This window comes from Cohnella fermenti (genome assembly GCF_004801405.1).
Taxonomy (GTDB): domain Bacteria; phylum Bacillota; class Bacilli; order Paenibacillales; family Paenibacillaceae; genus Cohnella; species Cohnella fermenti.
The window spans coordinates 1-14,581 of the sequence record NZ_SSOB01000009.1 but is presented as its reverse complement, the minus strand read 5'-3'; the positions used below and the strand labels follow the sequence as shown (position 1 = coordinate 14,581).

General features: G+C 60.4%; 15 protein-coding genes. 14 read left to right on the top strand and 1 reads right to left on the bottom strand.

Going from position 1 to position 14,581, the window contains the following annotated elements; genetic code table 11:
• Window positions 1-145 precede the first annotated feature (145 nt).
• Window positions 146-931 carry a glutamate racemase gene (murI, locus tag E6C55_RS08685; RefSeq protein ID WP_211093547.1) on the top strand — a complete coding sequence of 262 codons (786 nt, stop codon included), beginning with the start codon at window positions 146-148 and terminating at the stop codon, window positions 929-931.
• A 75-nt stretch (window positions 932-1,006) separates the two neighbouring features.
• Here the strand turns inward: murI and E6C55_RS08680 are convergent, their stop codons facing one another.
• Window positions 1,007-2,563 carry an ABC-F family ATP-binding cassette domain-containing protein gene (locus tag E6C55_RS08680; protein ID WP_136369394.1) on the bottom strand — a complete coding sequence of 519 codons (1,557 nt, stop codon included), beginning with the start codon at window positions 2,561-2,563 and terminating at the stop codon, window positions 1,007-1,009.
• 207 nt (window positions 2,564-2,770) lie between these two features.
• Between E6C55_RS08680 and E6C55_RS08675 the strand changes: the two genes are divergently transcribed.
• From E6C55_RS08675 to E6C55_RS08620, 13 genes are all read left to right on the top strand, one after another.
• Window positions 2,771-3,262 carry a DinB family protein gene (locus E6C55_RS08675; RefSeq protein WP_136369393.1) on the top strand — a complete coding sequence of 164 codons (492 nt, stop codon included), beginning with the start codon at window positions 2,771-2,773 and terminating at the stop codon, window positions 3,260-3,262.
• Between the two features lie 22 nt (window positions 3,263-3,284).
• Complete coding sequence (locus E6C55_RS08670) at window positions 3,285-3,863, top strand: cyclase family protein (RefSeq protein ID WP_136369392.1); 579 nt, start codon at window positions 3,285-3,287, stop codon at window positions 3,861-3,863.
• A gap of 14 nt (window positions 3,864-3,877) precedes the next feature.
• Window positions 3,878-4,693 carry an aminoglycoside N(3)-acetyltransferase gene (locus E6C55_RS08665; RefSeq protein ID WP_136369391.1) on the top strand — a complete coding sequence of 272 codons (816 nt, stop codon included), beginning with the start codon at window positions 3,878-3,880 and terminating at the stop codon, window positions 4,691-4,693.
• Window positions 4,694-4,801: 108 nt separating this feature from the next.
• Complete coding sequence (locus tag E6C55_RS08660; protein ID WP_136369390.1) at window positions 4,802-6,871, top strand: bifunctional aldolase/short-chain dehydrogenase; 2,070 nt, start codon at window positions 4,802-4,804, stop codon at window positions 6,869-6,871.
• Between the two features lie 32 nt (window positions 6,872-6,903).
• Entirely contained in the window at window positions 6,904-7,275 is a 372-nt protein-coding gene (locus E6C55_RS08655) for a sensory rhodopsin transducer (protein ID WP_136369389.1), read from the top strand.
• A 22-nt stretch (window positions 7,276-7,297) separates the two neighbouring features.
• Window positions 7,298-8,554 (top strand): L-rhamnose isomerase, encoded by a 1,257-nt coding sequence (gene rhaA, locus E6C55_RS08650; protein WP_136369388.1) that lies wholly within the window; start codon window positions 7,298-7,300, stop codon window positions 8,552-8,554.
• 25 nt (window positions 8,555-8,579) lie between these two features.
• Window positions 8,580-10,055, top strand: a complete 1,476-nt coding sequence (locus E6C55_RS08645) for a rhamnulokinase (RefSeq protein ID WP_136369387.1) — start codon at window positions 8,580-8,582, stop codon at window positions 10,053-10,055.
• A 45-nt stretch (window positions 10,056-10,100) separates the two neighbouring features.
• Complete coding sequence (locus E6C55_RS08640; RefSeq protein ID WP_136369386.1) at window positions 10,101-10,865, top strand: DeoR/GlpR family DNA-binding transcription regulator; 765 nt, start codon at window positions 10,101-10,103, stop codon at window positions 10,863-10,865.
• A 63-nt stretch (window positions 10,866-10,928) separates the two neighbouring features.
• Window positions 10,929-11,132 carry a hypothetical protein gene (locus E6C55_RS33740; protein ID WP_168735544.1) on the top strand — a complete coding sequence of 68 codons (204 nt, stop codon included), beginning with the start codon at window positions 10,929-10,931 and terminating at the stop codon, window positions 11,130-11,132.
• Window positions 11,133-11,401: 269 nt separating this feature from the next.
• The gene (locus tag E6C55_RS08635) at window positions 11,402-12,229 is read left to right on the top strand and encodes a helix-turn-helix domain-containing protein (RefSeq protein ID WP_168735543.1); all 828 of its coding nucleotides are present in this window, start codon (window positions 11,402-11,404) and stop codon (window positions 12,227-12,229) included.
• A 13-nt stretch (window positions 12,230-12,242) separates the two neighbouring features.
• Entirely contained in the window at window positions 12,243-12,428 is a 186-nt protein-coding gene (locus E6C55_RS08630) for a hypothetical protein (RefSeq protein ID WP_136369384.1), read from the top strand.
• A gap of 210 nt (window positions 12,429-12,638) precedes the next feature.
• On the top strand, window positions 12,639-13,157 hold the full coding sequence (locus tag E6C55_RS08625) for a hemerythrin domain-containing protein (RefSeq protein ID WP_136369383.1): 519 nt from the start codon (window positions 12,639-12,641) through the stop codon (window positions 13,155-13,157).
• A gap of 9 nt (window positions 13,158-13,166) precedes the next feature.
• The gene (locus E6C55_RS08620; protein WP_136369382.1) at window positions 13,167-14,363 is read left to right on the top strand and encodes a formate/nitrite transporter family protein; all 1,197 of its coding nucleotides are present in this window, start codon (window positions 13,167-13,169) and stop codon (window positions 14,361-14,363) included.
• Window positions 14,364-14,581 lie beyond the last annotated feature (218 nt).

Here is a 14,581-nt window from a genome sequence, read left to right as displayed (position 1 = left end):
GGGCGAGGCGCGAGGCGGGCGGAGTCGTTCGCAATGACCAGGCAGGGACAATAAATTCGTCGTGAATGGGTATTGCCGCAGGGACGTTGTCGCAGTATGCTAAGGATGTCCCACCCCAATAACCTAATATAAGGATTCGATAACAGTGACGATCGGTGTGATGGACTCGGGGCTCGGCGGCTTGACCGTGCTGGCCGAAGCGCTTCGGCGAATGCCGACCGAGAATTATGTATATATGGCGGATACCTTGCATGTGCCTTATGGGCCCAAGTCCGCCGAAGAGGTGCGCCATTGCGTGCTGGAGGTTGTGGATACGATGGTGCAGACGGGAATCGACGCGCTGGTGGTTGCATGCAATACGGCCACCAGCATCGCCGTGGATGAGCTTCGGGCCCGCTATTCGTTCCCGATTGTCGGGATGGAGCCGGCCGTCAAGCCGGCTGTCGAGATGAACCGGGCGACCGGCAAGCGGGTTCTTGTATTCGCGACGCAACTGACGCTGCAGCAGCCCAAGTATTACGCGCTCGTGTCCCGCGTGGACGAGGTCGGCATCGTCGATTCGCTGCCGCTGCCGGAGCTCGTCGAGTACGGCGAGGCTTTGCAATTCGATCGGGATGTGATCCGGGCGTATTTCCGCGCCAAGCTGGCGAACTACGATCTGGACCGATACGGCATCGTTGTGCTTGGGTGCACGCATTATGTTTATTATGCCGAGCTCTTGCGCGAGGTGCTGCCGCCGCACATCGGCATCGTCGACGGCAATGCCGGGACGGTGAGGCGTCTGGCCGCGCTGGTGCACCGGCTGGGCATCCCGCCCGGCTGCGAAGGCGGACAAGTCCGCTTCCTGTGCTCAGGCGGCGAGCCGGATTACCTGGAGAAGATGGGCAGGGCGCTCGCCCGCCTGCGAGAGACGCCGCGGACCGGCTTCTGACGGCTGCGGAGAGGGCGCCGGAGAACGAGAGAGGAGCCGTTCCGAAGTCAATGACTTCCGGACGGCTCCTCCACATTAGAACACCTTCGTTGTCCACGACTCGCAGTTCCATACCTCGGTTGCGACGTCGCGGTAGAACTCCGGTTCGTGGCTGATGAGCAGGACGCTTCCCTTGTACGCCTTCAGCGCGCGCTTCAGCTCGTCCTTCGCGTCGACGTCCAGGTGGTTCGTCGGTTCGTCGAGCACAAGGATGTTCGATTCGCGGTTGATCAGCTTGCACAGCCGGACCTTCGCCTTCTCGCCGCCGCTCAGGACGGAGATGCGGCTCTCGATATGCTTCGTCGTCAAGCCGCACTTGGCGAGGGCGGCGCGCACCTCGAACTGGCTGTACGAAGGGAACTCGTTCCAGAGCGACTCGATGCACGTCAGCTCCTGGCTTTCCTTGGCTTCTTGCTCGAAGTAGCCGATAAGCTGATTGTCGCCGCGCTCGACGGAGCCGGACAGCGCCGGGATAAGGCCGAGAATGCTTCTGAGCAGCGTCGTCTTCCCGATGCCGTTCGCGCCGACGAGGGCGATCTTCTGGCCGCGTTCCATCTTCAGGTCCAGCGGGCGGGAGAGCGGCTCGTCGTAGCCGATCACAAGCTGCTTCGTCTCGAAGATAAGGCGGCTCGGCGTCCGGCCGTCCTTGAAGTTGAATTCCGGCTTCGGCTTCTCCCTGGCCAGCTCGATGACGTCCATGCTGTCGAGCTTCTTCTGGCGGGACATCGCCATGTTGCGGGTCGAGACGCGGGCCTTGTTCCGCGCGACGAAGTCCTTCAGATCCGCAATCTCCTGCTGCTGCCGCTTGTAGGCGGATTCGAGCTGGGACTGCTTCGCTTCGTGCAGTTGAACGAAGTTGTCGTAATCGCCGACGTAGCGGTTCAGCTCCTGGTTGAACATGTGGTAGATCAGGTTGACGACGCTGTTCAGGAACGGAATGTCGTGGGAGATCAGAATAAACGCGTTCTCGTACTCCTGCAGGTAACGCTTCAGCCATTCGATATGAACCTCGTCGAGGTAGTTCGTCGGCTCGTCGAGCAGCAGGATGTCCGGCTTCTCGAGCAGCAGCTTCGCCAGGAGCACCTTCGTCCGCTGGCCTCCGCTCAGATCGTTCACGTCGCGTTCGAGTCCGATGTCGCCGAGCCCGAGCCCGCGCGCCACTTCCTCGACCTTCGCGTCGATCAGGTAGAAGTCGTTGCTGTTCAGCAGATCCTGAATCGTGCCGACTTCCTCGAGCAGCCGTTCCAGCTCGTCCGGGTCGGCCGAACCCATTTTGTCGTACATCGCGTTCATCTCGGCTTCCGCGTCCATCAAGTATCGGAACGCGCCCCTAAGCACGTCGCGGATCGTCATTCCCTTCTCCAGCACGGAATGCTGGTCGAGGTAGCCGACCCGAACCTTCTTGGACCATTCGATCTTGCCGGCGTCGGGCTCGAGCTTGCCCATGACGATGTTCATGAAGGTGGATTTGCCTTCGCCGTTGGCGCCGACGAGTCCGACATGCTCGCCCTTGAGAAGCCGGAAGCTGACATCGTTGAAGATGGCGCGATCGCCGAAGCCGTGGCTTAAGTTTGTTACCGTCAGTATGCTCATGGAATGATGACACCTTTTCCCTCAGTGAATTGTTGGCGAATTATCGCTCTCTAACGCTACATTATAAGCGGAGTCGGCACAAGAGCTCAACGGGCAATACGCGAGCAAGAAGATGAGGGGTGCGAAACCGCCGGCGAAAAGGGTATAATTGGAATGGCAGCGAGAGCTGAGCCGCACAGTACCGATCGAAGGAGAGGGGAACCGTTCATGAACAAGATGGAACTGCTGCTTCACGGATGGGATAGCTGCTACGACAGGGAGGACTGGTATCCGCCGCTGAAGGATGCCTTAAACGGGCTGACCTGGGAGCAGGCGGCCTGGAAGCCGCGCACCGCGCGCGTGAACACGATCTGGGAGACGGTGCAGCATTTGATCTTCTACAAGATGAGGCTCTATCTCCGGCTGACGGGCGAGGAGTCCGAGTACCCCGAAGGGATCAGCAACGACGACACGTTCGGCGTTCCCGTGCAGGACGAGGCGGCTTGGCAGGAGGCGTTGCAGAGGCTGGACACGGTTCATCAGGCGATCCGGGCGCTGCTGGAGGACATGGACAAGAAGGATTTCGAACGCCGAATTCCGACCACGCCGATCGGGCTCTGGGTGAACAGTTTGATTTTGCACGATGCGTATCACACCGGACAGATCATTCAACTGAGGAAAATGCAAAAGTCGTGGCCCGCGAAGAGATCGTTCGAATAAGTCTGCGGAGAGGAACGAGCTCATGAGATTTATCGATCTGAGCGCACCGTTGCGGGACGGAATGCCGGTGTATCCGGGCGATCCGCCGGTAGAGGTGCGCGTCGTTCATACTTACGAACGGAATAGCTGGGAAGTTCGGAGCCTCTCCATGGGAAGCCACAGCGGCACCCATGTGGATGCTCCTTCTCATATGCACGAAGGGGCCGCCACTCTGGACGAGCTTCCTGTCGAGCGCTTCTGCGGGGTGTCGCGCCTCGTCGAGCCCGAAGGAGCTTGGCCGGTCGGAATCGGCCTGTTCTTCGCGTTGCCGGCGGGGCTGGAGCTGCTTGAGAAGCTGATTCGACACCGCCCGAGGTTCGTCGGGGGAGAGCTGTCGGAGCCGCTTGAGCGGGCATTGCTCGCGGAGGGCATTGTAACGTACACGGATCTGTGGGGGCTGGAGCGGCTTCCGCGGAACAAGAGCTTCCAATTCTTCGGCTTCCCTCTGCGCATCGAAGGAGGGGACGGGTCGCCCGTGCGGGCGGTCGCCGTTCTGGACGAAGATGAGGAGGAGGGCGAGGGCGAGAATGGGTGCGAGACGGGGCCGGAGGCCGACTGTTGATTGGAGGAGCAAGCATGTTCGAGCAGCAGGCGATACTAAGGAGCAACAAGCTGGTAACGGTGGAGACGTTGGCGGACGATCTGCGAAGGCTGGGACTTCGGGCAGGGCAGACGGTCATCGTCCACTCCTCACTGAGCCGGATCGGCTGGGTATGCGGCGGGCCTGTCGCGGTCGTGCAGGCGCTGCTGGACGTGTTGACGGACGAGGGGACGCTTGTCATGCCGACCCATTCGGGCGATTATTCCGAGCCGTCGAAGTGGCAGCTTCCGCCCGTGCCGGAGAGCTGGTGGGAAGGGATCAGGGCCTCGATGCCGGTCTTCGATCCGAGGGTGACGCCGACGCGGGGCATGGGGGCGATTCCCGAATGCTTCCGGACGTGGCCGGGAACGCTGCGCAGCGACCATCCGGCGCTCTCATTCGCGGCGCGGGGCAAGCATGCGCAGACGATTACGATGGACCACTCTCTGAGCTATGCGCTCGGAGAATGCTCCCCGCTTGCAAGGCTGTATGACCTAGGCGCGAAGGCGCTGCTGATCGGAGTCGGCTACGACAGCAACACCTCGTTCCATCTGGCGGAGAATCGGGTGCCGAATGCGCCGGAGACGATCGAAGGCGCGCCGGTGCTTGCGGATGGGAAGCGGGAGTGGCGAGAATATCGGGAGATCGACTTCGATACGGATCGGTTCGAAGAGATCGGAGCCGCGTTCGAGAGCGAGAGGACCGTCGTCAAGGGGAAAATCGGGGTAGCAGAGTCGCGGTTCTTCGATGTGAGGGAAGGTGTGGATTACGCCCGCGATTGGTTGTTTGAACATAAACGTTCGGAAGGATGAATTTTTGTTTTTGTTTGATTTTGCGTATTCAAAACAAAACAAAGATGATATAATCCGGAATATAGCCATAAAAACAAAAATAAAACCAACAATCCGGAGGTTCGAAACATGGTACAAAGCTTGTGGGATTCTTCGAAGGCTTCTCAATTCGAGAGCGGACTCGACCAGCTCGTTTACCGTTCCAACATCATCGGCGCGGATCGCCGCGTGTGCAACTGGGGCGGCGGCAACACGTCCGCGAAGACGGTCGTCAAGGACTTCCGCGGCCGCGACGTTGAAGTTATGTACGTTAAGGGCAGCGGCTCCGACCTGGCGTCGATGAAGGCCGGCAACTTCACAGGCCTGCGCATGGACGACATCCGTCCGCTGTTCGAGAGAAGCGAGATGCCGGACGAAGAGATGGTCGCGTACCTGGCGAACTGCATGATCGACACCAAGCATCCGCGCGCTTCGATCGAGACGCTGCTGCACGCGTTCCTTCCGTTTAAGCATGTCGACCACACCCACCCGGATTCGATCATCAGCCTGTGCTGCGCTCATAATGGCAAGGAACTGGCCAAGGAGATTTTCGGCGACCGCTTCGTATGGGTTCCTTATATCCGTCCGGGCTTCACGCTGTCCAAGATGATCGCCGAAGGCGTTCTGGGCAACCCGAAGGCCGAGCTCGTTCTGATGGAGAAGCACGGCCTTGTCACCTGGGGCGAGACGAGCGAGGAAGCTTACGCGCAGACGATCAAGATCATCAGCGAAGCGGAAGCGTTCATCGAAGCCCGCGCGAGCGAAGACAAGCTGTTCGGCGGCGTGCGCCACGCGGCTCTGCCGGCCGACATTCGCCGCAAGATTGCGGCTGCCGTCATGCCGACCGTTCGCGGCGCGGTCAGCGACGCCAAGAAGATGATCCTCAGCTTCGACGACCAGGACGACGTGCTGGCCTTCGTCGGCGGCGAGAATTCGCCGAAGCTGTCCCAAGTCGGCGCGGCTTGCCCGGATCACCTCGTTCACACGAAGGTCGTTCCGCTGTTCGTCGATTGGACGCCGGACGCGGAAGACATCGAAGGCCTGAAGAACATCCTGAAGACGAGCATCGCGGCGTACAAGGAGCAATATCAAGCGTACTTCGAGCGCAACAAGAACGAAGGCGACGTCATGTTCGAAGCCGCTCCGCGCGTTATCCTCATTCCGGGCGTCGGCATGATCAACACGGGCAAGAGCTGGGCGAACTCGCAGGTGAGCGGCGCGCTGTATCACCGTGCGATCGCCGTTATGCGCGGCGCAACGGCGCTGGGCGACTTCGTCTCCCTCAGCGAGAACGAGTCCTACAACGTCGAATACTGGCCGCTTGAGCTTTACAAGCTGTCCCTCGCACCGCCGGAAGCCGAATTCTCCCGCCAGGTGGCGTTCATCACGGGCGGCGCGGGCGGCATCGGCAGCGAGACGGCTCGCCGCCTCGTCTCCGAAGGCGCTCACGTCGTCCTGGCCGACCTGAACCTCGAAGGCGCGCAGAAGGTCGCGGACGAGATCAACGCCAAGTTCGGCGAGAACCGCGCGATCGCGGTCAAGATGGACGTAACGAGCGAAGAGATGGTCATGGATGCCGTCGCTCAGACGGCTCTGGTGTACGGCGGCATCGACATCATCGTCAACAACGCCGGCCTGGCGACGTCCAGCCCGTTCGACGAGACGTCGCTTAAGGAATGGAACCTGAACATGAACGTGCTCGGAACGGGCTACTTCCTCGTGGCCCGCGAAGCGTTCAAGCTGATGAAGCAGCAAGCGATCGGCGGCAACATGGTGTTCATCGCGTCGAAGAACACCGTCTATGCCGGCAAGAACGTGACCGCCTACAGCTCCGTCAAGGCGCTGGAAGCTCACCTGGCCCGCTGCATCGCGGCTGAAGGCGGCGAATTCGGCATCCGCGTCAACACGATTCTTCCGGACGCCATCCTGCAAGGCTCGGCGATCTGGAACGGCAACTGGCGCAACGAGCGCGCGGCCGCTTACGGCATCGAGCCGGACCAACTGGAAGAGCACTACCGCAAGCGCACGACGCTGCTCGTCAACATCTATCCGCGCGACATCGCGGAAGGCGTCGCCTTCTTCGCTTCGTCGAAGTCGGCCAAGACGACGGGCTGCATGCTGACGATCGACGGCGGCGTGCCTGCGGCGTTCACGCGCTAATCCGTCAAGACCCAGAAGGGAGAGGGACGAACGTGCATTCCGCTAGAGGAGAGAAGCATTGGATCATTCCCGATGCGTACATTCCGGAGATCAGCTCCGGCAGCCTGCTTAGCCATGAATCCGTCTGCGTGCTGAACGTGTCGTCGGAGGAAGCGCTCATCAACTTCACGATCTACTTCGAGGACCGCGACCCGATCGAGGACATCCTTGTCGTCGTTGCGCCGAGACGCACCAAGCATATTCGCACTTCGTCCCTGAACAAGGAGGGAACGCCGATTCCGGTCGGCGTTCCTTACGCCATCGAGGTGCGAAGCGACATTCCGATTATCGTGCAATACAGCCGTCTGGACTCGACCCAGGCTGAGAACGCTCTCATGTCGGTCGTCGCTTATCCGTTACGGTAACCAAGGAGGAGAGAAGCGGAACATGGATCAGAAAATACTGCGAAACTACGAGATCGCCAAGGAGCAATACGCGGAGTTCGGCATTGACGTCGATCAGGCGCTGGAGCAGCTTGCGAAGATCAAAATATCGATGCATTGCTGGCAAGGGGACGACGTCAAGGGCTTCCTGTTCAAGGATCAGGACCTGTCCGGCGGCATCGCGGCCACCGGCAACTATCCGGGAGCGGCCAGGACGCCGGAGGAGCTTCGCGCCGACCTGGATAAAGCGTTCTCGCTGATCCCCGGCAAGCATAAGGTCAACCTGCACGCGATTTACGCCGACACGGACGAGAAGGTCGACCTCGACAAGCTCGAGACGAAGCACTTCCAGAAGTGGATCGATTGGGCGAAGGCGAACGGCCTCGGCCTCGACTTCAACCCGACGTGCTTCTCCCACGAGAAGTCGAGCGACGGCCTGACGCTGAGCCATCCGAACGAAGAGATCCGCCGCTTCTGGATCGATCACGTCAAGGCGTCCCGCCATATCAGCGCCTCCTTCGGCGAGCAGCTTGGCCAGACAAGCGTCATGAACGTCTGGGTTCCGGACGGCTACAAGGACATCCCGGCCGACCGCCTCGGCCCGCGCAAGCGGCTGAAGGAATCGCTCGACGAAGCGTTCGCGGAGGAGCTGAACAAGTCTTACCATCTGGACGCGGTCGAGAGCAAGCTGTTCGGCCTCGGCGCGGAAGCGTACACCGTCGGCTCGCACGAGTTCTACATGGGCTACGGACTGCAGAACAACAAGCTGATCTGCCTCGACGCGGGCCACTTCCATCCGACGGAAGTGATCTCGAACAAGCTGTCCGCGCTCTCGCTGTTCGTGGAAGGCATTCTGCTGCACGTGAGCCGTCCGGTCCGTTGGGACAGCGACCACGTCGTCATCCTCGACGACGAGCTGCTGGACATCGGCAAGGAGCTCGTTCGCGGCGACCTGCTCGGCAAGACGCACATCGGCCTCGACTTCTTCGATGCCAGCATCAACCGCGTGGCGGCTTGGGTCATCGGCACCCGCAACACGATCAAGGCGCTGCTTCGCGCGATGCTGGAGCCGATCGAAGCGCTGCGCCAGGCGGAGCTGGCCGGCGACTACACGACCCGTCTCGCCTTGACGGAAGAGTTCAAGACGTATCCGTTCGGCGCGGTATGGGATTACTACTGCGCGAAGTCCGGCGTTCCGGTTCGCGAAGAGTGGCTCGCCGAAGTGAAGAACTACGAGCAGGAAGTTCTGCTCAAGCGATAATCGTTAGCGGGCAAGGGGGATTCCCATGGCGAGCATTCTCGCGTACGACCTCGGCGCGAGCAGCGGCAGGGCGCTGCTTGGCCGATTGACCGACAATCGAATCGAGACGGAGGAGCTTCACCGCTTCGGCAACGATCCGGTTCAGGTAGCCGATCGTCTTCATTGGGACATCCTTCGTCTCTATCACGAACTGAAGCAAGGCTTGCTGAAGGCGAAGCATCAAGGAGTCGAGGTGTCGAGCCTGGCGATCGACTCGTGGGCGGTCGACTTCGGCTTCCTCGGCGCAAGCGGCGAGCTTCTCGGCAACCCGTATCACTATCGGGACCGGCATACGGACGGCATCATGGAGAAGCTGTTCGCGGACATTCCCGCGGCGGACATCTTCGCGCGGACGGGCATTCAGTTCCTGTCCTTCAACTCGATCTTCCAGCTTTATGCGTTGAAGCAAGCGAATTCGCCGCTGCTGCGCGAAGCGAAGCGCTTCCTGATGATTCCGGACCTGCTGCGCTACTTCATGACCGGCGAGCAGGTGAACGAGTTCACGAACGCGACGACAACGCAGCTTTACAATCCGAAGCTTGGGGGCTGGGACGGGGAGCTTCTCGGCAAGCTCGGCTTGTCCGAATCGCTGTTCGGCCCGGTCGCGCAGCCCGGCCAGGCGGTCGGCTCGCTGCGCCCTTCGCTGACGGAAGAGCTCGGCGTCCGTTCGATTCCGGTCTACGCCGTCGCCGAGCACGATACCGGCTCCGCCGTCGTCGCGGTGCCGGCGCTCGACCGCTCCTTCGCGTATCTTAGCTGCGGCACCTGGTCCCTCATGGGCACCGAGGTCGAGCAGCCGGTCATCAGCGAACGGGCGAGAGAGCTGAACTTCACGAACGAGGGCGGCGCCTACGGCACGTTCCGTCTGCTCAAGAACATCATGGGGCTGTGGATTCTGAACGAATGCCGCCGCGAGTGGGAGCGGGCGGGACAATCGTATTCCTTCCCCGAGCTGGTGCAGATGTCGAACCGGGCCGATCCGCTCGCGGCGTTCATCGAGCCGGACGACGACCTGTTCCTTCATCCGGGCGACATGCCGGGGCAGATTCGCAAGTATTGCGAACGGACCGGCCAGCGGGCGCCGGAGGGACCGGGGGCGATCGTTCGCTGCATCCTCGAGAGTCTGGCCTTGAAGTACCGTTATGTGCTAGAGTTGACGGAAGAGCTGTCCGGGAAGCGGTTCGGCGGCCTGCACATGGTCGGCGGCGGCATCCAGAACAAGCTGCTCTGCCAATGGTCCGCGAACGCGATCGGCAAGCCCGTCTGGGCCGGCCCGGCGGAAGGCAGCGCCATCGGCAATCTCGCGGTCCAATGGATCGCGAGCGGCGAGCTGGCGGACATCTGGGAAGCGCGGAAGGTTATCCGCGACTCGTTCCCGGTTGACGTCTACGAGCCGGCGGACACGGAGATGTGGCAGGAGGCGTACGGCCGCTTCCTGACCGTCACTTCTTTGAGAGCCTAATCAAAGAGAGGGTAATCGGCCGCACGGGAGAGAGGGGGGAATTCCATGTTAGTCGCGGAACGTTATGAGAGGATCGTGCAGCTTGTCAACGACAGAGGGAGCATCCGGGTATCCGAGCTGAGCACGCTGTGCCAGGTGACGGAGGAGACGATCCGGCGCGATCTCGACCGCCTGGAGCTGGCGGGACGTCTTCGCCGTTCGCACGGCGGCGCCGTCAGCGTCAAGGACCAGCCTCAGCAGCCGGAGATTCCGTATGCCGAGCGCGAGATCACGTTCGCCGAAGAGAAGCGGAGAATCGCCGAAGAGGCGATCAAGCGAATTCGTCCGAAGGACCGCATCCTGCTGGATGCGAGCTCGTCGGCCTGGTATATGGCGATGGCGATGCCGGACATTCCGCTGACCGTACTGACGAATTCCATCAAGGTCGCGACGGAGCTGGCCGCCAAGGAGAGGATCGAGGTCATCTCGACCGGCGGCATCCTCGCGCAGCGCTCGCTCTCGTTCGTGGGGCCGCTGGCGGAGCGCTCGCTCGACGCGTACCACGTCGACAAGGCGTTCCTGTCCTGCAAGGGCGTGCACCTGGAGCGCGGCTTCAGCGAGTCCAACGAGCTGCAGGCCCGCATCAAGAACAAGATGGTCGGCATGGCGGACGAGGTGATTGTCCTGGCCGACGCCAGCAAGTTCGGCAACCAGGCGTTCACCCGCGTTGCCGACTTGGCGGACGTGAACGCGATCATCACCGACCGCAGGGTCGAGGAGGAGTCGGTCGCGCGTCTGCGCGATCTCGGCCTGTCGATAACTATCGTGTAGGGCAAGGAAGATGGAGCCCGGGCGGTTGCCCGGGCTTTTTTGGCGTTGTTGGCGGTAATGGCGATGATAGCGGTGATGCCGATTGCCGATGGTGCCGTCGATACGGATGGTGCCGAGGGCTGGCTGCCGCGAATTGCGCGAATTTTGTGTGAAATTTCACATTCGTGCAGCGCGATAAGGGGTTGTTTGGACGGTTTTATGCGAAAAACTGCATTCGTGAAGGAAAATCCGGCAGGAATTGCGGTATATATGCCAAAAATCATATAAAACGCCTCGATTTGTTCAAACCCAAGACGATGAATGCGAAAAATCATATAAATTCGCGGCGATCGTCGGATCAAGGGGGGATACGAACGGTCCTTCATCGCTGTGGAGCAGTGCCCATAGCTTGCTTCGCACCCTCCGCTGCCCGCATTGTTCCGCTTTTTTCGGCTACGACACAATTTTTCTCAACGTTTTCTCAACGAAGGGTTTGACAGTGATAATCATTATCAATTACAATAGGGTTAACACAGAGTCAAAGGAGCATGTACGAGATGAGAGAATGGGCGGAGCGAATCGCAGAGGGCAGCATTACGATTACGGGCGTGTTCAAGAACGTTGTTCCGGCGGAGAGCGTGAGCATCGGCAATCGGATTCCGTCTTCGTACGGCTCGTATCTGCTGTTCACACTGCGCGGCAGAGCGGAGCTGTTGCTTGAGGAAGGCGGCCGCAGCCTGCATTCGGAGAAGATTGTACACGGGGGACCGGGGCTGAAGCCGGTGCTGAAGAGCGGTTCTCTCGATTATGAATATTGCTTGATCTTCTATACGCTGCGTTCGGGGACGGGGAGAAGCGTTCGCCGGCTGCCGGAAGGAACGTCCGAGTTCCCGATGAGCAACAGTTGGAAGATCGTCGAGCTTCTGCGCAAGCTGCATCATGTGGCGAGTTTGCCGGGGCCGATGTCCGCGTTCCGTTCGAAGGAGCTGTTCTACAGCGTTCTGCACGAGCTGTGCAACGATTCGGGCACGGAGCGGCAGAGGGTCGACAAGAGCATCATGGAGCAGTCGATCCAGTTCATCAACGACCGCTTCCGCGAGCCGCTGACGCTGAGGGAGCTGGCGAACCTGCACGGCATGGGAATGAAGTCGTTCACCGAGATGTTCGTGCGCTACACCGGGGTTCGCCCGATGATCTACCTCGAGCAGAGGCGGATGAAGAAGGCGGAGGAGCTGCTCGCGACAAGCGACGGACGCGTGAGCGAGATCGCCCGCAGCGTCGGCTACTCGGACCCGTCCCTGTTCAGCAAGCTTTTCCGCAAGTACACCGGCAACGCGCCGGACGTGTACCGCGAGACGAGCGAATGGGCTCAGCGCACGTCGTAAGGGTGCGCACAACGTGAAGGCGGCGAGTGTCGCGAGAATGGCGTATGATGTGAGGGCGGCGAATGTCGCGAGAGTGGCGTGCAATGTGAAGGTAGCGAGTGTCGTGAGAATAGCGTGCGATGTGAAGGTGGCGAGTGTCGTGAGAATGGCGCATGTCGCGAGGACGGGGCTCGAACGGCAGGCAGATGCCGAAGAGTAGCTGAATACGCCGGTCGCCGGTCGAAGCGGGAGCAAGCGCGCGGCCGGCTGGATGGATCGGACCAATCGGGATTGCTCGTATGAGGCGTGCAGGCGCTCTCTATGCGAACAATCTTATTTTTCGGCCGGAAAGTGATTTTTTTCACATACTTTCGGCGATTTTTTTCCTATAGTGGAATCAGGCTTAAGAGAACATATTGGAGGGATTCGCATGACTGTCCATCTGCCTTATGAACCATCGGCCCAAGAGATCAACCATCCGCTCTATCGGCTTAACGATGCCATCGAGAAGTTGAAGGAGGAGCATGCGCTGCTGCAGGAGGGGCTGCAGGAGATCTACGATAAAGTGTGCGCGCTTCGCAGGGAAGACGACCTGCTGATTCTCAATTACAAGCTGAGAACGCTGCGCTTCACGGTGCTGGAGTTCAAGAAGGTGCTCGCCGAGCATTCGAAGTGGGAAGAGACGGAGCTGTTCCCGATGGCCGCCTGGTACTTCGGCAACGATATGGAATTGTTCACGATTATGGAGCATGAGCACGAGCAGGCCGAACGACGCATCGATGCGTTCCTGCATCTCGCGGACGAGAAGCTGATTCCCGTCAGTCATGCCGACGCGATGCACTTGGCTTCGCAATTGCTGCAAGCCTATGCCCTCCTTAAGAATCACTTCCAGGAAGAGGAAGAGATTCTCGTGGCGTTCGCGGACCGCTCGAACTCGTTCGGGTATTAGGCGGCCGCCATGGATGCCTCGGCGTTGGAAGCCGTCGTCGCTAAGGCGGAAGCCAAGAGAAAAAGTTTGCAGAACAGTCCCGTCCGGTATGCGGTGTCGTCGGCGCTCGCGGGCGCGTATGTCGGCATGGCGGTCGTGCTGATGTTCGCCGTCTCCGCGCCGCTGTACGCCGTTCACTCGCCATGGACTTCGTTGGTGATGGGCGCCTCCTTCGGCATCGCTTTGATCTTGGTTATGTTTGCCGGTGCGGAGCTTTTTACCGGGAACAATATGGTCTATGCGGCGGGGATGCTGGCAGGGCGGGCGAAGTGGAAGGATGCGGCGGGCAACTGGCTGTGGTGCTGGCTGGGGAACTTCGCCGGGGCGGCGGCATTCGCGTGGATCGTCTGGCGATCGGGCGCGTTCGCGGGCATCTCCGCGGAGCATCAACTGTTCGTCCTGGCCGGGAAAAAGATGCATCTGCCGTTCGAGCAACTGTTCTGGAGAGGAGTCGTGTGCAACTGGCTCGTCTGCCTGGCGGTGTGGCTCACCTATAAGCTGAAGAGCGAGACGGCGAAGATGCTGGCTATCGCTTGGTGCCTGTGCGCTTTTGTGGCTGCCGGCTTCGAGCATAGCATCGCCAACATGACGACGCTGTCGCTCGCCCTGCTGCTGCCCCACCCGGATACGGTCACGGTGGCGGGACTTGCGCATAATCTGATTCCGGTCACGCTGGGCAACATCGTAGGCGGCGCTTTGTTCGTCGGAGCGGCTTACTGGTTCGTGGAAGGTAAGGGAGCGAGGAAGGCGAAGGAAGACGAGCCTGTCGGAGGAGTGCGGGCGGCTCTCGGAGGGAGAGCGGCTGGCCAGAGGGAAAAGACGGTTCTCGTGGGGAAGGCGGTTGACGGAGTAGGGAGAACGACTCTTGGAGGGAGGACGATTGGCCAAGTAGGCAGAGGGACTCTTGGAGGGAGGACGGCTGGGAGCGAGAGGGTGACGGAAGTCGGGCTGTCGCAGGAAGTCGCGGCGGCAGAGGAGAAGGACATAGGGGATGAAGCGCAAGCGGTGTTGAGCCAGGATGCGCGAATGAGCGAGTTGCAGGCGGGGCTGCAGCGGGATGCGCGAATGAGCGAACTGCAGGAGGTAGCGGAGCGAGGCGAGGCTGTGCGTTGGATGGAAGAGACGCGGGAGAAAGTCGATGTCAAGCATGAGCCGCAAAGGGGATAGGGAGAAGCAACAACGTGCGCAGGAGGGATTCGTATAATTCTATATCGCGAATGGTGAACAGGACGTCGATCGGAGATCGGCGTTCTTTTTGTTATAGGCTTTAGCCTGTTGAGTGCGTGAAACGCGCGAAACAAAAAACCACCCGCTATGCGGGTGGAGGGAACGAGGGTTTGACCACCAAGACCATTCCGATAAAATTGAGATGTTCAGGCTCAATG